The 23,454-nt window shown below is 55.9% G+C and carries 19 protein-coding genes; 11 read left to right on the forward strand and 8 right to left on the reverse strand.

What is annotated here, in order from left to right; all coding sequences use genetic code 11:
• Positions 1-29: 29 nt before the first annotated feature.
• Positions 30-2,876 (reverse strand): excinuclease ABC subunit UvrA, encoded by a 2,847-nt coding sequence (uvrA, locus tag OZ410_RS11095; protein WP_277708032.1) that lies wholly within the window; start codon positions 2,874-2,876, stop codon positions 30-32.
• Between the two features lie 120 nt (positions 2,877-2,996).
• Between uvrA and OZ410_RS11100 the strand changes: the two genes are divergently transcribed.
• Entirely contained in the window at positions 2,997-3,524 is a 528-nt protein-coding gene (locus tag OZ410_RS11100; RefSeq protein WP_277708033.1) for a hypothetical protein, read from the forward strand.
• On the opposite strand, the gene OZ410_RS11105 is transcribed toward OZ410_RS11100, so the two are convergent.
• The gene (locus tag OZ410_RS11105) at positions 3,525-4,205 is read right to left on the reverse strand and encodes a DUF4130 domain-containing protein (RefSeq protein ID WP_277708034.1); all 681 of its coding nucleotides are present in this window, start codon (positions 4,203-4,205) and stop codon (positions 3,525-3,527) included. It abuts the gene before it with no gap.
• A gap of 135 nt (positions 4,206-4,340) precedes the next feature.
• Between OZ410_RS11105 and OZ410_RS11110 the strand changes: the two genes are divergently transcribed.
• Positions 4,341-5,096 carry an XRE family transcriptional regulator gene (locus OZ410_RS11110; protein ID WP_277708035.1) on the forward strand — a complete coding sequence of 252 codons (756 nt, stop codon included), beginning with the start codon at positions 4,341-4,343 and terminating at the stop codon, positions 5,094-5,096.
• On the opposite strand, the gene ggt is transcribed toward OZ410_RS11110, so the two are convergent.
• Both ggt and OZ410_RS11120 read right to left on the reverse strand, forming a co-directional pair.
• A complete protein-coding gene (ggt, locus tag OZ410_RS11115; RefSeq protein WP_420917753.1) occupies positions 5,093-6,814 on the reverse strand; it encodes a gamma-glutamyltransferase in 1,722 nt (573 codons plus the stop codon). The genes OZ410_RS11110 and ggt overlap by 4 nt on opposite strands.
• Entirely contained in the window at positions 6,811-7,395 is a 585-nt protein-coding gene (locus OZ410_RS11120; protein WP_277708036.1) for an acyl carrier protein phosphodiesterase, read from the reverse strand. Before OZ410_RS11120 ends, ggt begins: the two co-directional genes overlap by 4 nt.
• An 88-nt stretch (positions 7,396-7,483) precedes the next feature.
• Between OZ410_RS11120 and glmM the strand changes: the two genes are divergently transcribed.
• A complete protein-coding gene (glmM, locus tag OZ410_RS11125) occupies positions 7,484-8,875 on the forward strand; it encodes a phosphoglucosamine mutase (RefSeq protein ID WP_277708037.1) in 1,392 nt (463 codons plus the stop codon).
• Here the strand turns inward: glmM and OZ410_RS11130 are convergent, their stop codons facing one another.
• A complete protein-coding gene (locus tag OZ410_RS11130; protein ID WP_277708038.1) occupies positions 8,876-9,766 on the reverse strand; it encodes a lysophospholipid acyltransferase family protein in 891 nt (296 codons plus the stop codon).
• Positions 9,767-9,821: 55 nt separating this feature from the next.
• On the opposite strand from OZ410_RS11130, the gene OZ410_RS11135 reads away from it, so the two are divergent.
• Together OZ410_RS11135 and OZ410_RS11140 are read left to right on the forward strand one after the other, a co-directional pair.
• Positions 9,822-10,469, forward strand: a complete 648-nt coding sequence (locus tag OZ410_RS11135) for a rhomboid family intramembrane serine protease (protein WP_277708039.1) — start codon at positions 9,822-9,824, stop codon at positions 10,467-10,469.
• 64 nt (positions 10,470-10,533) lie between these two features.
• Positions 10,534-12,165: an LVIVD repeat-containing protein gene (locus OZ410_RS11140; RefSeq protein ID WP_277708040.1), complete on the forward strand. Its 1,632-nt coding sequence runs from the start codon at positions 10,534-10,536 to the stop codon at positions 12,163-12,165.
• A 71-nt stretch (positions 12,166-12,236) separates the two neighbouring features.
• Here OZ410_RS11140 and OZ410_RS11145 read toward each other — a convergent pair whose 3' ends face one another.
• Positions 12,237-13,349: a TlpA disulfide reductase family protein gene (locus OZ410_RS11145; RefSeq protein WP_277708041.1), complete on the reverse strand. Its 1,113-nt coding sequence runs from the start codon at positions 13,347-13,349 to the stop codon at positions 12,237-12,239.
• 109 nt (positions 13,350-13,458) lie between these two features.
• Positions 13,459-13,953, reverse strand: coding sequence for a hypothetical protein (locus tag OZ410_RS11150; RefSeq protein ID WP_277708042.1), 495 nt, complete (start codon positions 13,951-13,953; stop codon positions 13,459-13,461).
• Between the two features lie 92 nt (positions 13,954-14,045).
• Between OZ410_RS11150 and OZ410_RS11155 the strand changes: the two genes are divergently transcribed.
• Entirely contained in the window at positions 14,046-16,958 is a 2,913-nt protein-coding gene (locus OZ410_RS11155; RefSeq protein WP_277708043.1) for an FAD-binding and (Fe-S)-binding domain-containing protein, read from the forward strand.
• Here the strand turns inward: OZ410_RS11155 and OZ410_RS11160 are convergent.
• The gene (locus OZ410_RS11160) at positions 16,955-17,767 is read right to left on the reverse strand and encodes a UDP-2,3-diacylglucosamine diphosphatase (protein WP_277708044.1); all 813 of its coding nucleotides are present in this window, start codon (positions 17,765-17,767) and stop codon (positions 16,955-16,957) included. The genes OZ410_RS11155 and OZ410_RS11160 overlap by 4 nt on opposite strands.
• A 207-nt stretch (positions 17,768-17,974) precedes the next feature.
• Between OZ410_RS11160 and aroC the strand changes: the two genes are divergently transcribed.
• From aroC to OZ410_RS11185, 5 genes are all read left to right on the forward strand, one after another.
• Positions 17,975-19,039, forward strand: a complete 1,065-nt coding sequence (aroC, locus tag OZ410_RS11165) for a chorismate synthase (RefSeq protein WP_277708045.1) — start codon at positions 17,975-17,977, stop codon at positions 19,037-19,039.
• A gap of 63 nt (positions 19,040-19,102) precedes the next feature.
• Positions 19,103-20,431: a dicarboxylate/amino acid:cation symporter gene (locus OZ410_RS11170; RefSeq protein ID WP_277708046.1), complete on the forward strand. Its 1,329-nt coding sequence runs from the start codon at positions 19,103-19,105 to the stop codon at positions 20,429-20,431.
• A gap of 5 nt (positions 20,432-20,436) precedes the next feature.
• On the forward strand, positions 20,437-21,468 hold the full coding sequence (gshB, locus tag OZ410_RS11175) for a glutathione synthase (protein WP_277708047.1): 1,032 nt from the start codon (positions 20,437-20,439) through the stop codon (positions 21,466-21,468).
• Positions 21,461-22,285 carry an N-formylglutamate amidohydrolase gene (locus OZ410_RS11180; protein WP_277708048.1) on the forward strand — a complete coding sequence of 275 codons (825 nt, stop codon included), beginning with the start codon at positions 21,461-21,463 and terminating at the stop codon, positions 22,283-22,285. Before gshB ends, OZ410_RS11180 begins: the two co-directional genes overlap by 8 nt.
• Entirely contained in the window at positions 22,282-23,454 is a 1,173-nt protein-coding gene (locus tag OZ410_RS11185; protein WP_277708049.1) for a peptidase MATCAP family protein, read from the forward strand. The genes OZ410_RS11180 and OZ410_RS11185 overlap by 4 nt, the downstream gene beginning before the upstream one ends.

Genomic DNA, 23,454 nt, shown 5'->3' on the forward strand with positions numbered 1-23,454 from the left:
AAATTTTATTTCCCGGAAGGGTTTTCTTCTTACGCAGGACTGGGATGACCCAGTTCCTTCCTCAGATAGCGGGCGGTATGCCCCTCCGAGTTGGCACAAACCTCTTCAGGGGTGCCGGTTGCCACCACCTGTCCGCCCCCGCGGCCGCCTTCCGGCCCGATGTCGATCAGGTGGTCCATCATCTTGACCACATCCAGGTTGTGCTCAATGATCAGGACGGTATTGCCTTTGTCCACCAGTTTGTTAAGCACCTCCATCAGCACGCGGATGTCCTCAAAGTGAAGCCCTGTGGTGGGTTCGTCCAGGATATAAAAGGTATTGCCCGTATCCCTTTTAGAGAGTTCGGTGGCCAGTTTTACCCGCTGGGCCTCCCCCCCGGAGAGGGTGGTGGACTGCTGCCCCAGGGAAATATACCCAAGCCCCACATCCTGTATGGTTTTGAGCTTGCGGTAAATCTTCGGGATATGCTCAAAGAAGTCCACCGCCTCGTCTACGGTCATTTCGAGCACGTCCGCAATGGACTTGCCCTTATAGCGGATTTCCAGCGTTTCCCGATTAAAACGTTTGCCGTTACAGGTCTCACAGTCTACATAGACATCCGGGAGGAAATTCATCTCGATCACCCGCAGGCCCCCGCCCTGACAGGTTTCGCACCGCCCGCCTTTAACGTTAAAACTGAACCGCCCGGGTTTATACCCCCGGATGGAGGCCTCTGTGGTTTTGGCAAATAGGGAGCGAATTTCACTGAATACCCCGGTATAGGTAGCCGGATTGGAGCGCGGGGTACGGCCAATGGGAGACTGGTTGATGTCAATCACCTTATCGATGTGTTCCAGCCCGGAGATGCGCTTGTAGGGTTTGGGCACTTTAACGCCGTTAAAATAATGGGCGTTCATGATCGGGTAGAGGGTCTCGTTGACCAGGGTGGATTTCCCGCTTCCGGACACCCCGGTTACCCCGATCATTTTCCCCAGGGGGAAGGTCACATCCACCCCCTTAAGGTTATGCCCGGTACACCCTTCCAGTACCAGCTGGTACCCGTTCCCCGGGCGGCGTTCGGACGGGACGGGGATTTCCTTTTTCCCATTGAGGTAGGCCGCGGTAAGGGTGTCGTGCTGCTTAAGGGCTGCCGGTGGGCCTTCGGAAATAATGGTGCCCCCGTGCTTTCCGGCTTTGGGGCCAATGTCGATCACATAATCCGCCTCCTCGATCATGTCCTTGTCGTGTTCGACCACCAGGACGGAATTCCCCAGGTCCCTCAGGGCCTTCAGGGAGCGGATCAGCCGGTTATTGTCCCGCTGGTGTAGGCCAATGCTGGGCTCATCCAGGATGTAAAGCACGCCCACCAGCTGGGAGCCGATCTGGGTGGCCAGGCGGATGCGCTGGGCTTCCCCCCCGGAAAGTGTCCGGGAGCCCCGGTTCAGGGAGAGGTATTCCAGGCCCACATCCAGCAAAAAGCCCAGCCGGCTGTTGATTTCCTTAATGATTTCGGCAGCAATGACCTTCTGGTCCCCCTCCAGGCGCTCCGGGAGGCGGGCGAAGAACGCGGCCAACTGGCCGATGTCCATCCCGGAAAGGTCCGCAATGTTTTTTCCGTCAATCCGGAAAAAGAGGGATTCCTTCCGCAGGCGGGAACCCCCGCATTCCGGACAACCCACCTTGTCCATAAAATCTTTGGCCCACCGCTGTATGTTGCTTGAATCGCTGTTTTTAAACTGTTCCTGGATAAAACGGGCAATACCCTCATATTCAATGCGGTATTGCCGCTTAACCCCCAGGGTTTTGGAATCTACGTCGAAGCGCTCATTCCCCCCGTAGAGGATTACCTCCATGGCCGCTTCCGGAATCTGGCTGATCGGGTCGGCCAGATCAAACCCATAGCGCATGGCAATGGTTTCCAGTTGTTTAAAGGCCCAGGATTTTTTGAATTCCCCCAGTGGGGCCAGCCCCCCATTGCGTATACTGCGGGACGGGTCCGGGATAATCTTATTCCGGTTTACCTGGTAAATATGACCCAGGCCATTGCACTCCGGGCACATCCCCTTGGGGGAATTGAAGGAAAAGGTGTTCGGTTCGGGTACCGGGTAGGAAATACCGCTTTCGGGACACATCAACTCCTGGCTGAAATAACGGGGGTCCCCATTGCCCTGCTGGGTGACCATCAGGACGCCGTCCCCGGCATACAGGGCGGCCCGGATACTCTCATCCAGACGCTTACGGGTATCATCGGTTTCGGATACCTGCAGGCGGTCCACCACGATCTCGATGTCGTGGGTCTTGTAACGATCTACCTTCATCCCTTTTTCGAGGTCCCGGATTTCTCCGTCTACCCGGACCTTTACAAATCCCTGTTTGGCAATTTGTTCAAAGAGCTCACGGTAGTGCCCTTTCCGGGCGCGTACCACCGGGGCCAGGATGTTGATGCGCTCCCCGGCATAATCCGCCACAATCAGGTCCCTGATCTGGGCATCCGTATAGCGCACCATTTTCTTTCCGGTCACATAACTGTAGGCATCGGAGCCCCGCGCAAAGAGAAGGCGTAAGAAATCATAGACCTCGGTAACGGTTCCCACGGTAGAGCGGGGAGACCTGGAGGTCGTTTTTTGTTCGATGGCAATAACCGGAGACAGGCCGTCAATTTTGTCGACATCCGGGCGTTCCAGCCCGCCCAGGAACTGTCGGGCATAGGCGGCAAAGGTCTCGATATACCGGCGTTGCCCTTCGGCGTAAATGGTGTCGAAAGCCAGGGAGGATTTTCCGCTGCCCGAAAGCCCGGTGATCACCACCAGTTGCTCCCTGGGGATCTCTACGTCGATATCCTTCAGGTTGTGGACCCGTGCCCCTTGAACGCGTATATAGTCTTCGGTACTGCTCACGTGCGAATGCAAGGTTGCGAAATTACGATTTTACGCACGAAAAAGGAAGGTGGCTTCCCTTTGCATTTGATTATTCGCAGCGGTCGATCTAATTTAGGTCCCAAATCAAAAATATACACCATGGAGTTACTTGGAATCGGATCCCGGATCAAACACCCCGATCACGGAAAAGGCGTTGTGGTTAATGTGAGTTCGCGTCACTACTGGGTGACCTTTATGGATTCCGGCCTGGAAACCATAGACCTGGACGATGAATTTGAAGTGTTGGAATCCCTGCAGGACGACGTGGATACCGTAAGCTTTTCCGAGGTGGAGACCTCGTTGATCCGGATTCTGAGGAAATGGAGCGATGTCACCAGCCTGGTCCCCCTGGGCGATAAATGGAAAGGAGGCACCGTACTCCTTAAACCCGGTGATCCCGGGCTCACGGAAAAGGAGATTCCCATTGACACCTTCTTTCATAAAATTGTGATGGTCCGGGACCGCCTGCGCGTGCTGGAGCAAAAAATCAATGCCCATGCCCAACTCTCCGATGTGGAGAAGGTGGAAATGCAACAGTACGTGACCCGCATTTACGGCAGCCTGACGACTTTTAATGTGCTGTTTAAAAATAAAAGTGACCAGTTTATTGGGGAGCGCAGCAAATGATCAGACCGCCCTGCGTACCTGGCCCCATGCTGCTGTAGCCTGCAACCCTTCCGGCAGCGCACTCCCGTAAAAGGCTGTGGGCGGATCGGATGCTTTCCGGTTGGAGAAGAGGGAGACCCCATCCGGGTTTCCTGAGAGCCCATACTTTCTTTTCTGGTCGTACAGTACCCAGGCCCGGGCACCAAATTGTTGCCTTAGCGCCTTGCTCAGTAAGGGCAGTACATCGCAATCCGGACGGATTTCACAGCGGGCGGGTTGCTCCGAGGCCCCGGTAAAGAAGAGGCGGGAGAGGACTTTTTCCTTTTCGGCTGCCGTTTCCCGGGCCAGCCGCATCAAGGGGTCCTGGATGGATTTGGGGATGGGCCCGCCCCCATGGGTTTCCGGATATAAGAGGGCTCTCAGGTAATGCAACAAGATGGCCTCCCGCCCGGACTTTTCGGCAAGGAAGGCAAAATACACCAGGCGTTGGTGGGCCACCCCTTTCTGCCCCAACCATTCCCAATAATACTGGGCCAGTTCCCGGTCTGTGGGTAATACCGTTGGGGCGACAAATAGATTGGGTTCTTCCGCCCCCGCCTTACACAATACCGGAGTGGCTTCCGGATGGGCCAGGGCCCAGGCGGCTGCGGTAAGGAAACCTTCGAAGGTGCCGTCGTACAATCCTGTGGTGCCATTTTCCATAACGCGATGTATTGAGTTGGATATATTCCAAAAATATGGAAATAAGCCATAATATGGAAATATTCCGCAAATTATTTTGGAAAATCTCCAAATTTCATAACTTTGAAGGCCTGCCGGGCGCTAAATCACGGGTTTATGGAATCAGAAATCAGCACCAAACGCTTTACGGACCTGCGCCGGGAACTGGGGTATACCCAGTCGGAATTTGCAGAAATCCTGGGGATTCCCAGCACCACCGCAGACATTGAACGGGGGCGCACCAAGCTCTCCGGGAAAGTGGTAGCGGAATTGCTGCGGCAGTTTAAGGTAAACCCACTCTGGCTCTTTGGCAACAGCACGCAGAAGCATCTGGAGCCCTCAGGGGTGCAGGTGTTGCCCAAGGTGGTTACTGTAGATAGTGCCGAACAGGAAAATATTGTTTTGGTCAATGCCAAGGCGGCGGCGGGGTATCCGCAAAACATACAGGACACCAGCTGGTACCGGCAGCTGCCGGCCTTTGACCTTCCCATCCCCCAGTTCCGCAACGCTTCCTACCGGGGTTTTCAGGTGGAAGGGGACAGTATGCTGCCCAACCTCAGGCCCGGGGACTGGGTGCTGGGCCGGGCCGTGGAAGACTGGCAACATGTAAGCCCGAACCGGATTTATGTGGTGATCCTGCAAGATGCCGTGCTGGTCAAAAAGATTGAAAAGCTGCCCGGTAACGGGAACTTCCGGCTGATCTCCCTGAATGAATCCTATGCCCCTTATGAAGTGGGTGAAAGCCAGTTGCAAGAATTATGGGAAGTGAGCAGCAAGATCACCTTCGGGGTGGAAGCCACCACCGAAAGCGGGCTGCTGCGGCAGTTGCAGGCTTCCATGGAAGAACTCAAGCAAAAACTGGGGCAGGCCTAAAAGCCCGCGGCCGCATCGTCCCCCCTGGGGTCTGCGCCCCCTTCCAACCGCCCGTCCGGCAGTACCCGGATGGCATCGACCTTCCCAATTATCGGCGTCCGGTTTTCATTGATGTGATACCCCCTGGCCCGCAGGCTGTCCTTCAGGGCTTCCGAAAAGCCTTCCGGTTCAAAGGTGATCAGGTCCGGTAACCACTGGTGGTGGAAGCGGGGAGCACTCACTGCCTCCTGCATGCTTTGTTCAAACTCGTATACGTTCAGGATAGTCTGGGTTACCGCCGTAATTATGGTGGACCCCCCGGGGGTGCCAACAACCATCCACAATTCCCCGTCCCGCTCCACAATGGTGGGGGTCATGCTGCTGAGCATGCGCTTCCCGGGGGCAATGCTGTTGGCTTCCGCCCCAATCAGCCCGAACATGTTGGGCACACCCGGCTTGGCACTGAAATCGTCCATTTCGTTGTTCAGGAAGAAGCCCAGGGGGGTGCAGTACAGCTTGGAACCGTAAGCCCCGTTCAATGTGGTGGTGGCCGAGACGGCGTTACCCCATTGGTCCACGATGGAATAGTGGGTGGTTTCGGAGCTCTCGTAGACTTGTATTTCGCCTTCTTTTACCTCCGAGGACGGGGTGGCAGCCTCAAAGGAAAAACCAGCCATCCGTTCCTGTAGATAGGCTTCGCTCAGGAGGGTTTCCAGGGGAATATCCACAAAATCCGGGTCGCCCAGGAAGTAATTCCGGTCTGCATAGGCCCGGCGGGCGGCTTCCGTAAAAAGTTGGATGCTCCGGCTGCTGTGCTGGCCCATTTTGGAAAGCTCATAGGGCTCCATCATCTTAAGAATCTGTTGCATGGTAACCCCGCCGCTACTGGGCGGCGCCATGGAGATAATGCGCAGGTCCTTATAGCGGAACTCCACCGGATCGCGCCATACCGCCTGGTAGGCAGCCAGGTCTTCCAGGGTGATATATCCGCCCCGTGCCTGCAGGAAATCCACCAGGACCCGGGCCGTTTCCCCTTTGTAGAATTCATCCCTGCCATGGGCCGCGATCCGCTCCAGCGTTCGCGCCAGGGCGGCATATCGCAGGGTATCCCCGGCCTGGCAATCGTTGGCGAACAACACGCTGTCACCATTGACCTCCATCATCTCGTCCCGGTAGGCTTCCAGCCGGCGGGCCTGTTTTTCCGTAACCCGCACCCCGGATTCGCAAAGGGCAATGGTTGGGGCCAGCAACTCTTTCATGGGGAGGCTGCCAAAGCGGCGGTGGACCTCGAAGATTCCGGCTATGGTGCCGGGCACGCCCACGGCAGTGGCGCCTTTGCGGCTCAGTTCCGGGTTGGGGTTTCCCAGGGAATCCAGATACATGTCTTTATGGGCGGCCAGGGGCGCCTTTTCCCGGTAATCCAGGCTGCCGGTTTCCCCTTCGGCCGTCCGATAGACCATAAACCCACCCCCGCCCAGGTTCCCGGCAAAGGGATAGGCACTGGCCAGAGCGATCTCGGTAGCTACCATGGCATCGAAGGCATTGCCCCCCTTTTTAAGGACTTCCAGCCCAATACGGGAGGCCTCCTCCCGGGCGGAAACCACCATAGCTTTTTCGGCCACCGTACCGGTAGGCTCCGGGGCAGATTCCGCACACGAGTTCAGGGAAAGCAACAGGAGGGTTAGGCTGGCCAGCAGCGCCTTGCCGCCGGCACGGCCGGAAGGGATCAATGTTTTCAAAGGGTGTCGAATTTTTGTCGCGAAAAGATAACCAATTCCTCAAAGAAGCTCTGGAATTCGGTTTCGAATTTGTCGTAATGCAACCAGAGGTCTTCTATGGCCCGATCCATACCGCTGCGCAAGCGGGTACGCCGGTTCATCCCTTCCAGCACCCTGGCAATCCCGTCCATTTCCGCATAGCTAAGCAACCAGTTATCCGAGATCATATAGGGCATCATCCGCTGCACGTTAGGCGGGAGCATGGCGTACCGGGATTCCAGCAGGTCATAGAATTCATTCACAAAGGCCTCCAGGGGCGTATCGCTGTAGGCCTGCCAGTTGCGCGCCAGGAAATGGTCGTAGAAGATGTCCACAATTACCCGGCTGTAATGGCTGTATTTGGGGTGCAGGCGCTTGCTGCTTTTGCGCGTGGTGGGGTGGGTATCCGTAAAGGTGTCTATGGCCCGGTGCAGGTGGATGCCCTGCTGGATACGGTCCGGGTACTCCTCATAGGCCCGGCCCCGGATGCTGTCTGCAATAAAATTCCCGATGGCGATGTCTGCATCGCCGAAGGAAAGGTAGATGTGTGCGAGAAAATTCAAATACGACTCGGTTTGCCTGCAGCCTAAAAGTACAAATTCGCCTGAATTGAGGCGGAAGCCTGTATATTTGCCTGCAAAATAATACACCATGACGCTGATCAAATCTATCTCCGGGATCCGGGGGACCATCGGGGGCCGCCCGGATAACAACCTCACACCGCTGGACGCGGTTAAATTTGCCGCGGCTTACGGGCAGTGGCTGCGGGCCGAGAGCGGTAAAACCCGGCCCCGGGTGGTGATCGGGCGGGATGCCCGCCTCTCCGGGGAAATGATCCACCAATTGGTGGCCCAGACCCTGGTGGGCCTGGGGATCGACATCGTGGACCTTGGACTTTCCACCACCCCGACGGTAGAACTTGCGGTTCCGGGGGAAGGGGCGGACGGCGGCATTATCCTAACCGCCAGCCACAACCCCAAACAATGGAATGCCTTGAAACTGCTCAACGCCCGTGGCGAATTCATTAATGCCGCCCAGGGGCAGCGCATCCTGGAACTGGCTGCTGCCGAGGATTTTGATTTTGCCCAGGTGGACGACCTCGGGACCGTTACCGCCCACGATGCCTACATGGACATCCATGTGGACGAAGTCCTGGATCTGGAGCTGGTGGAAGCCGATGTGATTCGCAAGGCCGGGTTCAAAGTCGTGGTGGATGGGGTTTGTTCCACCGGAGGTGTGGCCATTCCCAAGCTGCTCGATGCCCTGGGAGTAGAAGTGGTGAAGCTGTATTGCGAGCCCACCGGACACTTTCCCCACAACCCCGAACCCCTAAAAGAACACCTGGCAGACATTTGTGCCAAAGTAAAGGAGACCGGAGCCGATTTCGGGATCGTGGTAGACCCGGATGTAGACCGCCTGGCCTTTATTGACGAGACCGGGGAGATGTTCGGGGAGGAGTATACCCTGGTCGCCTGTGCGGATTATGTGCTGGGTAAAACCCCGGGGAATACCGTTTCCAACCTGTCGTCCACCCGCGCTCTTCGGGACGTGACCCAGGCGCATGGCGGCACCTACCGCGCCGCAGCCGTGGGGGAGGTGAATGTGGTGGCGACCATGAAGGATCACCATGCGGTTATAGGCGGGGAGGGTAATGGCGGCATTATCTATCCCGCCAGCCATTACGGCCGCGACGCCCTGGTGGGTACGGCCCTCTTTCTGATGCTGCTGGCCGAACGGGGTATTACCGTAAGCGCTTTAAAGGCCGGGTACCCCCAATACTTTATGAGCAAGAAAAAAATCGAACTGACCCCGGGCCTGGATGTAGACGCCCTCCTGGCGCGTATTGCCGAACGCTATAAGGACGAGGATCTCACCACCGTAGACGGGGTGAAGATCGATTTCCCCGAGGCCTGGGTGCACCTGCGTAAATCCAATACCGAGCCCATTATCCGGATCTATACAGAAGCAGGCAGCCAGGCAGAAGCGGATTCCCTGGCTGATCGCTTGATTGCGGAATTGAAGGAATTGTCTGAAAGCGCCTGATCAGGCCCGGGCAGCGTCCTTTTTTCCGCGGTGCTTCCACCGCTTGTGGGTCCAGAAATAATACTCCGGGGCTTCGCGTATGGCCCGTTCCGTTTCCCGGAAGAACATATCGGTAATCTGGTAGTCGGGCACGGCAGATGGGTTATCGCTCAGCAGGATGCATTCCCCGTGGTAGTATCCCCTTTTGATCTTGGTGACCTTGAGGTAAATGGCCGGCAGGTCCAGCTGCTTACACAGGAGTTCGGCGCCGGTGTGCATGGGCACTTCAATCCCCATAAATGGCGCCCAGTAATGGGTTTTCTTCAGCATGGGGGATTGGTCTGTGAGGATGCCATAAGTGGCTAAAATCCCGTTTTTCCGGTTCTGGGCTACCACCTCCCGGGTCTGTTTGGTCGTGATCAGCGTCATCCCGAATTTACCCCGGATATCCCGGATGAGCTTGTCAAAATCGGGATGATTGATGGGTTGGTATATGCCGAAACCCCGGGAACGGATATGGCTGTCCAGGATAATGGCCCATTCCCAGCTGGCGTAGTGGGGGAATTGGATCATCACACTTTTGCCCTGGTCTTCCAGGCGATGGAGCAACTCCAGGTTGGAAAAGGTAAAGCGGCGGCGCATTTCTTCCGGGGTCATCCCCATGGTTTTGATCATCTCCAGGAACATGTCGCACATATGGGCGTAAAAGCGGCGCTCTATGCGGCTGCGCTCGGCTTCCGGTTTTTCAGGAAAGACGAGTTTCAGGTTTTCCCTCACTACCTTCCTGCGGTAACGCACCAGGTAATATACCAGCAAGAAAACCCCATCCGAAAGGGCGTATAGCAGCGGAAAGGGAAGGCGGGAAACCAGCCAGAGAAAGGGAAAAGAGAGGAGGTATACGGCTCTTTGCATGGGCTCGATTCTGCGCAAATATAGCTATATTTGAGGCGTCCGATAAGGCTTCACTATGAATTTACACTGGGCAACCCTGTTGCTGATCGCCTCCAATGTGCTGGTGAGCATCAAAGGGTTTAACGACCTCGGTTTTTTTGAACGCTATAAGTTTAATGTGAGCGCCATTCGCGCCGGGCAGAAAGACCGAACCCTCACCTCCGGGTTCCTGCATGTGGATGTGGCCCACCTCTTCCTGAACATGTTCACCCTCTATTTCTTTGCAGATGTGGTGATTGCCTGGTTCGGCCCCTCCCGGTTTCTGATCCTTTATGCAGCAAGTTTGCTGGCTGGAAGTGTGTTGGCCCTGTATTTCCACCGCAATGAACCGTATTACAGTGCCGTGGGTGCCAGCGGGGCCGTTACCGGGGTGCTGTATGCGGCCATCCTGTTGCAGCCGGATATGCGCCTGGCCCTGATGTTTATCCCAATCCCTTTTCCGGCCTATGTTTTCGGGATTGCCTATCTGCTCTATTCCATTTACGGGATGAAAAGCCGCGTGGGCAACATCGGGCACTCTGCCCACTTTGGCGGTGCCATAGGCGGTTTTGCCGTCACCCTACTTTTTAAGCCGGACCTGGTGACTGACCATCCGCTTATGGTATTCTTGCTCGCCATTCCCATTTTGCTATTGTTTGTGTTGCAAAAGATGGGTCGGATTTGAGCTCCTGATGGCTTATACGAATCCATGGTTATGGGCGTTAGTGTATTAGCAACACCCTAAGCCCATGAACTTCCGACAGGTATTACCCGCCCTGCTGTTCTGCCTTTCACTGACTGGTTGCAGCGACCAAACCACCATTTTTGACGAACCCCTTAGGGACCAACTGGTACCCGAAACCCGTGCTGCTGTGCTGGCAGGGGCGGTTCGTTTTGATACGGCCGGCGTCCTCGAAATCTATGAAGACCCTTCCAATACGGGGAAAGCTGCAGACGTAGCCGGAGATTTTCCGCTGAACCTGATTGCTTCCGTTGCTCCGCCATCCTATGCCGCCGGAGATCAGTTAACTGCTTCACATGTGGACCTGGACGGCGACTATGCCTATGTTGGCTATAATACCGTGGGGGAGGAGTTCTATGGCGCCATAGACGTGGTGGACATTTCGGACCCGCATAACCCCAGGGTGAGCGGCCGGATGTTCTACCTGGAAGCGGACATTAATGCCCTGAAATACGACCAGGGCTACCTGTATATAGTCGGGGGCGTAAATGCGGAAACCTCCGTGGAAGCCACCTCGAATTCCTTTGTAGCTCAAATCCCGGTACAGGATGGGCAATTGGTAACAGCGGGTATCCGCTACGGCTTTCAGCAGGGCAATAATGCCACGGATGTCCTGACCCTGGACGATCGCATCCTGGTCAGCAGCGGGAAGGAAGGCAGTGTAACGGCCTATTCTAAAGCGGATATGAGTATCATGGGGGAGGTATACGTTGCCGATGCCCGGGCCCTGGCGCGTACCGAAACCGGTTTTGCCGTGCTTGATGCCGGAACCGGGGTACGGCTCATGCAAACAGATTTTACCGAAACGGGCCTTGTTCCCATTGCCACAGACCTGGGGCTGGCTACCAAAAGAACCCTGGATTTCCGGGACGGCCGTATCCTTGTGGCAGAAGCCCAGAAGGGTGCAGGGGTTTATGACGCAGCCTCCGGCAACCTGCTCGAATATCTGGATATCCCCATCCACCCGGACGGGGCCGATACGGCAGATATTGTCACCAACGCCGTAGTGGCCAACGCCGATGCCTTGTTTATGGCTAATGGGGGTGCAGGGTTTTCCCTCACCCAATGGGGTGGGGCCGCCTCCCGCCTGGTGGGGATTATTGAATTGGAGGGCTCAGTGAATTACGCGGCCTCCCGTGATGATTATGTCTTTGCCGCTACGGGCCAGGGCGGGCTGCAGGTGATCCGTTTGTTACGCCCTGTGGAATCCCTTGCAGGAAGCTGCGAGGCCCTTCCCCTGTATGAAGGCAGTTCCAACCTGGTGGTTAACCCCGGGGAAAACCTCGCTTACCGCGGGTCCAAACGCTTCCAGAGTATGGATATCGCTGGTTCCGCCCTACTATGCGGGGCCTGGACGGTATTTAACCATGTCGATATTCAGGCGGGCGGCACCTTTGAATGGTATGGCAGCCTGGCTGTTGGGCGGTTTTTCCGCAGGCGGAACATCACTGTGGGCGAAGGAGCCGTCTTGCGGATTGAAGGGGACCTGACCCTGTATGGGGACCTGATCCTGAACGATGGGGCCACCCTGGAAATATTGGGCGGGCAGGATTCTGTCCTGGACATTTTCGGGCAGGTGATTACCAACGGGGAGGTTACCATCAACGGAACCTTCAGGGATGTGCGCCGAAGATTCTAATCCCCAGGAACACAAATAAATAACCCCCGAATTCAACAGAATCCGGGGGTTTACTTTCTGTAGGGGGTATATCACGGCAACAGTTCCGCGATCTTTTCCTCCAGGGCTGCACCCCTCAGGTTTTTGGCTACAATGACCCCGTTTTCGTCCAGCACAAAACTCGCCGGGATGGCCTGTACATTGTATTGCAGCGCAATTTCATCATTGAAATACTCCAGGTGGGAGACCTGCGGCCAATCCAGCCCGTCTTCAGCAATAGCCTGCCGCCAGAGGTCGCCGTCGCGGTCCAGGGAGACCCCAATTACCTGAAAGCCCTTGTCTTTGAATTTATGGTAAACCCGCACCACATTGGGGTTTTCGGCCCGACAGGGTTTGCACCACCCGGCCCAGAAATCCACCAGGGTCACTTTCCCGAGATTTTCGCTCAGCGTCAGGGTACCCCCATCGGGGGTTGGCCCGCTAAAATCCGGGGCCTGGGAACCTACTGCCGTTTGCCCCATGGCGTTGAGGCGCTCGCGCAGGGTGCTGGCGTGGTGGCTGTTCAGAATGGACGGATCCAGGCCTTTGTACAGGCTTTCCAGGTCACCGATGGGCAGGCTTTCCCCTTCCAGCAGCCGGTTGATGACCAGCACGGAGATCAGAGCGTCGGGATGGGTTTCCACAAAGGTTTTTTCGTAACCAGCCATCTGGTCCTGCAATTCAAAATATTCGTCCCGTAGGGCGCCAATCACCGCGCTGTCCTGCTGCATCATGGCCTGCCGCAATTCCTGGTTCATGGATTGGCGACGGGCCGAGAGTTCCCTGGCTCCTTCCAGATAGTCGGCATAGGCTTCGTTTTGGGGGGTACCGCTAACGCGGGCCAGTTGCAGGCTGTCCTTGTGGCCCTGCACCTGGACGGTTCCCGGCTCCAGTACCATAGGCACGGCGCCACGGGAGCCTTCCACGAAGATATAGTAGAGTTCCGGCTGGGCGATTTCGCCTTCAAAACCAAAGGTGCCGCCCTGCACTGTGGTGGTGTCCACATCGACGGTTTGCAGGTTTTCATCGCTTTTTCGCAAGAAAACCTGTTTCCCGTCTGCCGCGTTTCCTTCGAGTTGTCCTTCAATCCGGAAGCCCGCCTGGCCTCCCGGGTTGCAGGAAGCGATCAGCATCAAGGCAAAAAGCAGCATAAATGGGTGTTTCATCTGGGGTCAAATTTGGTGAATGTCAAAGGTAGGGAAGTCCTGAAGAGAAGAAAAGAAAAAGCCCTTAACATATGTGTTAAAGGCTTTTAATTTTCTGTTTCTACCGAACTCAGAATTGGTATCGGATCCCCAGGGCAATGTCGAAGTCCAGGTTATCGTTAAAACCGTCATAGCCCACCAGCCCGATCTCCGGCCGGAAGTCCAGGGAGAGCAACAACGGGATATCGAAATTGTATTCAATCCCCAGGTCTCCGGCCCCGAAAATAAAGAGGCCGCCATCATCGGTGGTCACGAAATCCGGGTCAAAGTCCACGCTGCCCAGGCCGCCGCCCACGCCAAAGTACCAATTGAAATTCCCGTCAAGCGGGCGTACCCATTGGTAGATGCCGGCCAGCTTAAAGGCGTCGAAATTCCGGGAATCCCGCCAGCCGAGGTCAAATTCCACCCGGTTGTAGCGGGCTACCGATTTTTGGTAGGAAATCTCAGCCCCGAACCCGTCGCTATCGCCCAGGCGAAGCCCCAGGGCGTGGTTAGAGATGTCCTGGGCAAACACGCCAGCGGAGGCAAAGAATGCGAATACCGTAATAATGCGAATCAGTTTCATAAAGTCCATTTTAATTGAAGATCAAAAATAGGCAGAAGCGGTCTTGCTGCCGCTAATAAAAACTTAAATTAGCCCCTGAAAATTGTTCGGCCTTGGAAATAAAAGCTCTGGAAAATCTGGCAAGCCGCCTCTCCGGAACCCTGCATTGGGACGCCCTGCACCAAACCCTTTACGCCACAGATGCCTCGGTCTACCGTATGCTGCCTCTGGCTGTGGCTTATCCCCGGAATGAGGAAGACCTGGGCGTACTGATCCGTTTTGCCGGGGAGCACGGGGTCGGGCTTATCCCGAGAACAGCCGGCACCTCCCTGGCCGGGCAATGTGTGGGCCCCGGGATTGTAGTGGATGTCTCCCGCCACTTTACCCAGATCCTGGACCTGGATGTGGCCAACCGCCGCGTACGGGTACAGCCCGGGGTGGTGCGGGACGAATTAAACCGTTTCCTGGAGCCCCATGGGTTGTTTTTCGGCCCCAATACCTCTACCTCCAACCGCTGTATGATCGGGGGGATGGTGGGCAACAACTCCAGTGGCACTACTTCGATCCGATACGGGGTAACCCGCGATAAGGTAGCCGGGATGCGCGTCCTGCTCTCGGATGCTTCTGCGGTAGAAATAGCGGGTCTTACGCCCCAGGCACTTGAGGAAAAGATCGGGAAAAATAGTCTTGAAGCTTCAATTTACCAAAATATAATTAAAGAATTATCAGACAGTGATATACAGCAGGAGATAAAGGCAGAGTTCCCTAATCCTGAGATCCACCGCAGAAACACCGGATACGCCGTGGATGCCTTGCTTGGAGCCGGCGTATTCTCGGGGAATGAAACCCCGCTGGACCTGGCCCCCCTGCTGTGCGGGAGCGAAGGCACCCTGGCCTTTACCACCGAGATCACCCTGATCCTTGATGAACTGCCCCCGAAGCATGCGGCTATGGTAGTGCCCCATTATGCCACCCTGGAGCAAAGCCTGGCCGATGTGGTCCCTGCCATGGAGCATCCGCTTTACCTCTGCGAGATGATGGACAAGGTGATCCTGGACTGTACCAAAAGCAACCGGGAGCAGCTGGAAAATCGCTTTTTTGTAGAGGGGGACCCGGCTGCCCTGCTCATGCTGGAGGTGCGCGCCCATACCCCGGAGGCCCTGGAGGACGAAATCCGGGGGTTGCAAACCACCCTTAAGGCCAGTGGAAAATCCTATGCCGCCCCCGTGCTGCGGGGTGACGACATCCGCAAGGCGGTAGACCTGCGCAAGGCTGGTCTGGGCTTGCTGGGCAACATGGTCGGGGATAAAAAGGCGGTGGCCTGCATTGAAGACACCGCGGTTGCCCTGAAAGACCTCAAGGACTTTATAGGGGAATTCTCTGGCATTATGGACGGCTACGGGCAACAGGCCGTGTATTACGCACACGCCGGGGCAGGGGAGTTGCATTTGCGTCCCATCCTGGACCTGAAGAAAACGGAAGATGTTAAACTGTTCCGGGCCATCACCACGGATGTAGCCCGCCTCACCAAGAAGTACAGGGGCTCCTTCAGCGGGGAGCACGGAGACGGCATTGTACGGGCGGAATTTATCCCGCTCATGATCGGGCAGGCTAATTATGAATTGCTTCGGCGCATTAAATCCTACTTTGACCCAAAGGGGATCTTTAACCCCGGGAAGATCGTGGACGCCTTCCCCATGGATCGTTCCCTGCGGTACACCCCGGACCGGGAAGAGCCTGAAATCCCTACCCTGATGGATTTCTCCGACAGTATGGGGATTTTGCGGGCCGCCGAAAAATGCAATGGCAGCGGGGATTGCCGCAAATCGCACGAAATGCCGGGGGCCATGTGCCCCAGTTACCAGGCCACGCGACGGGAGCAGGATACCACCCGGGGCAGGGCCAATACCCTGCGGGAGGTACTGACTTCGGGTTCAGGGCCTAACCGCTTCAACCGGGAGGAGCTCAAGGAAGTTTTTGACCTTTGCCTGAGTTGTAAGGCCTGTGCCCGGGAGTGCCCGAGCAATGTGGATGTGGCCACCCTGAAGGCCGAATTCAGTTACCAGTATCAGCAGGCCAACGGCTACAGTTGGCGCAACCGCCTTTTTGCCCACAACACAAAGATCAATGCCTTTAACAGCAGGATCTCCGGGCTGGTAAACCCGGTGCTCCGCTCCAAAGCCCTGGGTGGCCTGGCCAAACGCGTATTCGGGGTGGCGCCCCAGCGGTCGCTGCCCCAGGTGGCGCGCTTTGATTTTGATAAAGCCCTAAAAAAACTGCAGCGCCAATACCCGGGCGGGACCCGGCAGGTAGCTTTGTTTATTGACGAGTTTACACGCTATCTGGATGTGGAACAGGGCTGTGATGCCCTGGAACTCCTGCTGCGCCTGGGCTATGACCCCCAGGTGTTTTACGCCGAAAGCGGGCGGACCTATATTTCCAAAGGATTTTTAAAACAAGCCCAGGCCCTGGCCTTAAAGAATGCCCCGGCCCTCAAGGAGCTGGCAGATAATGACATACCCCTGCTGGGCCTGGAGCCGTCCGCTATCCTCACCTTCCGGGACGAGTACAAAAGGATGGGGCTGCCGGCAGCTACGGCAGAGGCCATTGCTTCCAATTGTTTTCTGATCGAGGAGTTCCTGGCGGCAGAGGCAGAGAAGGGCCATTTTGGGACGGAGCATTTTACCCGGGAACCCCGTGTGGTTAAAATCCACAACCACTGCTATCAGAAGGCGCTTTCTACCCAAAAGGTCACCTTTGACCTGCTCAACCTCCCGGAGCATTACCAGGTGAGTATCATCCCCAGCGGCTGTTGCGGGATGGCCGGGTCCTTCGGGTATGAAAAGGAGCATTACGAGGTCAGTATGAAGGTGGGCGGGCTTCGATTGTTTCCAGCCATCCGGAAGGCTGGCCAGGAGGTATTGCTTGCGGCGAATGGCACCAGTTGCCGTCACCAGATTAAGGACGGCACCGGGCGGCAGGCCCGGCACCCGGTCAGCCTGCTGCTGGAAGCCCTGGAGTCCTAGAGGGTTTCGGGTGTTTCCTTTTGTTTGTCCGGTTCTCCGCCCAGCAAGGCCGCCAGCAGGGCGTCCGTATCCCATTGCTTTAACTCCTCATCCGCATAAAATGCAGGGAGTTTATCTTCCCGGTAACGGTAGAGCCTCCAACGCTTAAAGGCGTATTCCAGGGCAGTGAGGTGTTCGGTCCAATCTCCCGAATTCAAATACAGGCATTGGCCCTTGGGGGTTTCTATCCATGCTTTTTCGGGTTGGTGCAGGTGGCCGCAGACCACACTGTCGTATCCCTTGTCGATGGCCAGGTCCGTCACCGCTTTCCGGAAGGCACCCACCCGTGTTGCTGTGCAACCTGGCGATCGTTTAAATCGGCCCAATTCCCGGGCAAGCCAACCCATTACCCTATACCCCGGACTTCCGAAACGGGCCAGCCATCGGGTATTGGATGGCGTAAGGTCCAGGACGTCGCCGTGGAAAAACCAGGCTTTGCGCCCGCCCAGGTTCAACACCAACCGGTCGCGTACCCGCAGATTTCCCAGTTGTGATCCTATAAATTTTCGCATCAGACGGTCCCGGTCCCCGGTCAGGTAATAGACCTGGGTGCCAGAGGCAGCCAGGTTCATGATCTTGCGGATTATTTTCAGGTGGGATTTGGGGAAAAATCGTACCCCGGGCTCCAGGGATTCAGCGATATCCCCGTTCAGGACAAGGATCGAAGGCGAAATACTGCTCAGGTAGGCCAGGAGTTCCTCGGCCCGGCAGGCCTGGGAGCCCAGGTGTACATCCGAAATTACGGCAATGTCAATTTTCCTTTTTCTCAATGCCTAAATGGTTACTGCAAAAGTAAGCAGCCACCCGGCCCCGGCCCAGGAATCAAAATCAAGCTTTTCTGACATCTGGGTTAAATTTCCATGAAGGATTTATCGCGTGTGTTATGCCAATATTATCGGGCGCCTTTTGGCTAAGTTTACCCGATACGGTACCTTTGGCAGGAGCGGGCCTTTGCCCGCATTCTGATAGTACACCCTATGGCAGGAAACACCTTTGGCACCGTATTCCGGTTAATGACTTTCGGGGAGTCCCACGGACCCGGCCTGGGCGGGATTATTGACGGCTGCCCTGCGGGGGTGGCCCTTGACCTGGATTTGGTACAGCGCGAACTGGACCGGCGCAGGCCGGGGCAATCTGCTATTGTAACCCAGCGCAAGGAACCGGACCAGGTAGAATTCTTTTCGGGCCTCTTTGAGGGGAAGACTACGGGAACGCCCATCGGCTTCCTCATCCGGAACACCAACCAGAAATCCAAGGATTACACCCATATTGCAGAGACCTACCGCCCTTCACACGCAGACTGGGTCTACGATCAGAAATACGGGTTCCGGGATTATCGGGGAGGCGGTCGCAGTTCTGCCCGGGAAACCGTGTGCCGTGTGGTGGCTGGCGCTATTGCCCGCCAGCTCCTTCCGGAGGTGCAGATTCAGGCCTATGTGTCCCAGGTAGGGGAGATGGCATTGGAAAAACCCTATACCGAATTGGATCTTACCCAGGTGGAAGCCAATGCGGTGCGTTGCCCGGATCTTGAAATGGCCCGGGAGATGGAAGCTTACATTAAGGCGGTGCGCAAAGACGGGGATACCATTGGCGGGGTGGTGAGTTGTGTGATCCGGAATGTACCGGTGGGCCTAGGCGAACCCGTCTTCGACAAACTCCATGCCCGCTTGGGGCAGGCCATGCTCTCCATCAATGCGGTGAAGGGCTTCGAGTACGGCAGCGGCTTTGAAGGGGTTCGCATGCGGGGTAGTGTGCATAACGACGCCTACAATCCGGACGGAACAACGACTACCAACCACAGCGGGGGCATACAGGGTGGGATCAGCAACGGGATGGATATCTACTTCCGGGTGGCTTTTAAGCCTGTGGCCACCCTGATACAGGCCTATGAGACCATAGACAGGGAAGGCAACCCGGCCACCGTGCAGGGGAAAGGCCGGCACGACCCTTGTGTGGTACCCCGGGCCGTTCCCATTGTGGAAGCCATGGCAGCGCTGGTGCTGGCAGACATGCACCTGCTGGCCCGCCTGTCCAAAATATAACCGGCTTTTGGGGGGCTCGCCTCAAAATGGTATCTTCCCGTTCCAATAAAAACGACCAATTCTATGAGGAAAATCGAACTGCACTGGCAGATCCTGATCGGGATGTTGCTGGGGATTGTCTTTGGTTTCATAATGACCTACCCGGATTGGGGTGCCGGTTTTATACAGGACTGGATCAACCCCTTCGGGACCATCTTTGTGAAATTGCTGAAACTCATTGCCATCCCCTTGATCCTGGCCTCCCTAATCAAAGGGATTTCCGACCTCAAGGATATCAGTAAATTCCGGAATATTGGCCTTCGGACCATTGGCACTTATGTGGTGACCACCGTGGTGGCCATTAGCCTGGGATTGCTTTTGGTTAATCTGTTACAACCCGGGGAGGGGATTTCCGAAGAAACCATAATCCGGCTTACGGATACCTTCGCCTCCGATGCGGGGGTAACCTCCAAGCTGGAGGAGGCCAGCCGGCAGCGGGACAGCGGCCCCCTGCAATTTTTGGTAGACATGGTGCCGGACAACGCCTTCCGGGCAGTTAGCGATAACGGCCTGATGTTGCAGGTAATTGTCTTTACCATGCTCTTCGGGATCAGCCTGCTGTTGATCGGGGAGGAAGCCGCCAAACCCCTGAAAAGCTTTTTCGATTCCCTGAACGATGTGGTCCTGAAAATGGTGGACCTCATCATGCTGACAGCGCCCTATGCCGTATTTGCCCTGCTGGCCAATGTGGTGGTCACCTCCGGTGACCCGGACCTGCTTTTGGCCCTGCTTAAATATTCCGGGGTTGTGGTTCTGGGGCTCCTACTGATGATTGTGTTTTACGGCCTGGTGGTTTCCTTTTTGGTCGGGTATAACCCCTTCAAATTCCTAAAGGAGATGAGCCCGGCCCAATTGCTGGCGTTTTCCACCAGTTCCAGCGCGGCCACCCTGCCGGTAACCATGGAGCGCGTGGAGGAACATATTGGCGTAGACAAGGAAGTTTCAAGTTTTGTGCTGCCGGTTGGGGCTACCATCAACATGGACGGCACCAGCCTTTATCAGGGAGTGGCGGCCGTATTTATTGCACAAGCACTGGGCTTTGACCTGACCTTTGCGGGCCAACTCACTATTATCCTGACCGCCTTGCTGGCGTCCATTGGCTCTGCCGCTGTGCCCGGTGCGGGGATGGTCATGTTGGTGATTGTGCTGGAATCCATCGGCTTTCCGGCCGATAAGCTGGCCATTGGCCTGGCCCTGATCTTTGCGGTAGACCGTCCCCTGGATATGTGCCGGACGGTGGTCAATGTAACGGGGGATGCCACGGTTTCCATGCTAGTGGCCAAATCTGTTGGCAAACTCGGAAAACCCCATGTAAAGAATTGGGACGACCACCTTGACGAAATCAAAAAATGAGGCCTATGAATATTTGTTTCCTGATGTACCCCTGGGAGGAGATTGATCCGGAAAACGACACCAGCCTGGCGCTCCTTCACGAGTGTGTACGCCGGGGCCACGGCGTAGCCCTGTGCACCCCGGCCAACCTGACCATCCGCAATAGTGTGACCAATGCCTTCTGTACGGTCATCAACCGTATGGATAAGGTGCCTGTGAGCCTGAAGGCTTTTTATAAAAAGGCTGTCACGCGGGAAGAGATGCTTCCCCTGGCCGGGTTTGACGTGATTTTTATGCGGGCCAACCCGCCCCTGGACCCCCTGATGCTCAACTTCCTGGATTCCGTTAAAGACGACGTCTTTATCGTTAATTCCCTGCAGGGGCTGCGGGAAGCGAATAATAAATTGTATACCGCTGCTTTTGGCGACAGCCACAGCAATATTATCCCGGCCACCCATGTTTCCAAGAACAAGAATTACCTGATCCGGCAGATCCGGGAGTCCAAATCCGATAAAATGATCCTGAAGCCCCTGAACGGCTATGGCGGCTCTGGGGTGATTCTGATCGAGAAGTCGGCCATGAGCAATATCAATTCCCTCCTGGATTTCTACATCAGCAATTCGGACGGCACCTCAAATTACGTTATCCTGCAGGAGTACATCGAGGGGGCTGACCAGGGCGATATCCGCATCCTGTTGCTGAACGGGGAACCCATTGGCGCCATGCGGCGGATCCCGGGCTCGGAGGACCACCGGTCTAATGTTTCGGCTGGGGGGTCCGTGGCCAAACACGTGCTTACGAAAGAGGAAAAGGCCCTGTGCAAACAAATTGGGCCCAAACTGGTGAACGACGGGCTGTACTTTGTAGGAATTGATGTGATTGGGGGGAAACTGGTGGAAGTAAATGTGATGTCGCCAGGCGGCATCACATACATGAACAAGACGTACAAGACCAAGATCCAGCAAAAGGTGATCGATTTTGTCGAAAGCAAGGTGCTGGATAAGTTGCAAGCCTTCGATCGCCGGTCCCGCCTGCGCAAAGAGGTGGAGGATGCATAGGCTCACCCCGGCCGAGATGATCTCCCTGATCCGGGCACAAAAACCCTTTGAGGCGGTATCCGATGATTATGCCTTTCGCCTGAAAGTTGAAGCGTATATACCCCTGGTATGCGGTGCCGTGCATGAAGGACACCAGTTCCGGCCTTCCCTATGGGAGCGGTGCACCCATACCGCATACGAACGCTGGTACGAGGAAGACCCCTGTACCCTTAGCATGGTTTCGGGCCATCCCATTGTCATCAGCGGGTGCGACAGCCGTTTTGAATATGACCTGAACCGCCCCCCGGATACCGCCGTTTACGAAGATGCCTGGGGAAAGCCCTTATGGAAGCAACGGTTGCCCCAAAAGGAAAAGGACCGCAGTCTGGAGAAGCACCACCGGTTTTACGAGGTGGTCCATGCCCTGGTCGAAACCCTGGAGGCCCTGCACGGGGCTGTGCTGGTGGTAGACATGCACAGCTACAACTGGAAACGATGGGACCGGCCGGTTCCCACCTGGAACTTGGGCACCCACAATATAGACAACCAGCGCTTTGGCGGGGTTATGGAGGCCTGGCGTTCCCGCCTGGCCGATATTCGCCTGCCCCACGATATCCCGCCCACAGCCCTGATTAATGATACCTTTTACGGAAACGGGTATTTCCTGAAATACATTACCGGGCATTTTGACCATACCCTGGTGATGGCCACGGAAATTGCCAAGGTGTATTGCGATGAAAGCAGCGGGGTGATCTATCCCGAAGTAGTGGCCTCCGTACGCCGGCAATTGAAAGAATTGATACCTTTGCAGCTTCTGGAATTCCAGCAAGCCTTATGACGGAGCCCCTTTTGCACCCCGACCTGCAGCGGCAGTACGCCCGCGTTTTAGAAATCGATGCCCACCTGGACCGGCTGGTCCGCCGCATTGAATTGCTGCAGTACATCAACCCGCTGAACACGGAAAAAGAGAAGCACCGGTTCTTTGCTTCCAAATACACGGAAGAGCCCCAGTTCAAATACCCCAAACTCAAGTTTGACCCCTACAAGTTGCACCGGCTCTTTTTTGCCCATCGCCTGGATCGTATCGAGGACGAAACCCTGCGGGAGCTCTACAAGGAGGTGATTTACTTTTACGCCAATATGGTACAGTGCATTGAGACCATCGGCAGCACCAAGCGCTTTTATTATAATTCGCTACGGGTTTATGGGACACCCCGGGAAAAGGATGTGGAAAATGCCCGCTTTATCCTGCATTTTGCGGACGAGCCCCAGACTGCACAGATGGAGAAGCGGCATACCCCGGAGGCGGCCAGGGATTACTTCGAAGCCTTTGCTAAGGACTATGATTTCCCCCTGCAAATCCGGTTTTCCACGCATATTTCTGCAGAGGCCATGGTGAGCAACAGCAGCCGCACCCTGCATATTAAACGCAACGCCCGTTTCTCGGACAACCAATTGCTGACCCTGGCCCACCACGAAATCGGGGTGCATCTGGTGACCACCTACAACGGCCAGGCCCAGCCGCTGAAGATTTTCTCCAATGGCCTGCCCAAGAATGTGGAGACCCAGGAAGGGCTGGCGGTGTTTAGCGAATACATGGGGGGAGCACTCACCTTAAAAAGACTTAAGGAATTGTCTTATAGGGTATTGGCATCAGATAGCTTAAGTAAAGGTTATAGTTTTGCGGACACCTTCGACCTCATCCATAACCAGTACAAACTCAACCGGGATGCCGCCTTTACCATCACCCTGCGCGCCCATCGCGGCGGCGGTTTTACCAAGGACCGATTGTACCTGAGCGGCCTGCGCAAGATTTACCAGCGGTATCTGAAAGAGGAACCCATGGACCCGTTGCTCACCGGGAAAGTTTCCCTGGATTACGAGCGCCAGATCGCTTATATGCAACGCCTGGGGCTGGCCGTAGAAGGCCCGCACCGCTGCCTTTCCTTCCGGGAAAAGCGCAATACCAACCCAACCCTGGATTTTATCCTGAACAACCTCAAGTAG

The sequence above is a fragment of the Robiginitalea aestuariiviva genome (assembly GCF_029537735.1).
GTDB lineage: Bacteria > Bacteroidota > Bacteroidia > Flavobacteriales > Flavobacteriaceae > Robiginitalea > Robiginitalea aestuariiviva.

Excerpts from the sequence above, each read along its gene's own strand:
- OZ410_RS11100 (WP_277708033.1), top strand. The coding sequence starts at position 2,997 with ATGGAGTTACTTGGAATCGGATCCCGGATCAAACACCCCGATCACGGA.
- gshB (WP_277708047.1), top strand. The coding sequence starts at position 20,437 with ATGAATATTTGTTTCCTGATGTACCCCTGGGAGGAGATTGATCCGGAA.
- OZ410_RS11140 (WP_277708040.1), top strand. The coding sequence starts at position 10,534 with ATGAACTTCCGACAGGTATTACCCGCCCTGCTGTTCTGCCTTTCACTG.
- OZ410_RS11145 (WP_277708041.1), bottom strand. The coding sequence starts at position 13,349 with ATGAAACACCCATTTATGCTGCTTTTTGCCTTGATGCTGATCGCTTCC.
- OZ410_RS11135 (WP_277708039.1), top strand. The coding sequence starts at position 9,822 with ATGAATTTACACTGGGCAACCCTGTTGCTGATCGCCTCCAATGTGCTG.
- glmM (WP_277708037.1), top strand. The coding sequence starts at position 7,484 with ATGACGCTGATCAAATCTATCTCCGGGATCCGGGGGACCATCGGGGGC.
- OZ410_RS11180 (WP_277708048.1), top strand. The coding sequence starts at position 21,461 with ATGCATAGGCTCACCCCGGCCGAGATGATCTCCCTGATCCGGGCACAA.
- aroC (WP_277708045.1), top strand. The coding sequence starts at position 17,975 with ATGGCAGGAAACACCTTTGGCACCGTATTCCGGTTAATGACTTTCGGG.
- OZ410_RS11170 (WP_277708046.1), top strand. The coding sequence starts at position 19,103 with ATGAGGAAAATCGAACTGCACTGGCAGATCCTGATCGGGATGTTGCTG.
- OZ410_RS11130 (WP_277708038.1), bottom strand. The coding sequence starts at position 9,766 with ATGCAAAGAGCCGTATACCTCCTCTCTTTTCCCTTTCTCTGGCTGGTT.
- OZ410_RS11185 (WP_277708049.1), top strand. The coding sequence starts at position 22,282 with ATGACGGAGCCCCTTTTGCACCCCGACCTGCAGCGGCAGTACGCCCGC.
- OZ410_RS11110 (WP_277708035.1), top strand. The coding sequence starts at position 4,341 with ATGGAATCAGAAATCAGCACCAAACGCTTTACGGACCTGCGCCGGGAA.
- OZ410_RS11150 (WP_277708042.1), bottom strand. The coding sequence starts at position 13,953 with ATGAAACTGATTCGCATTATTACGGTATTCGCATTCTTTGCCTCCGCT.
- OZ410_RS11105 (WP_277708034.1), bottom strand. The coding sequence starts at position 4,205 with ATGGAAAATGGCACCACAGGATTGTACGACGGCACCTTCGAAGGTTTC.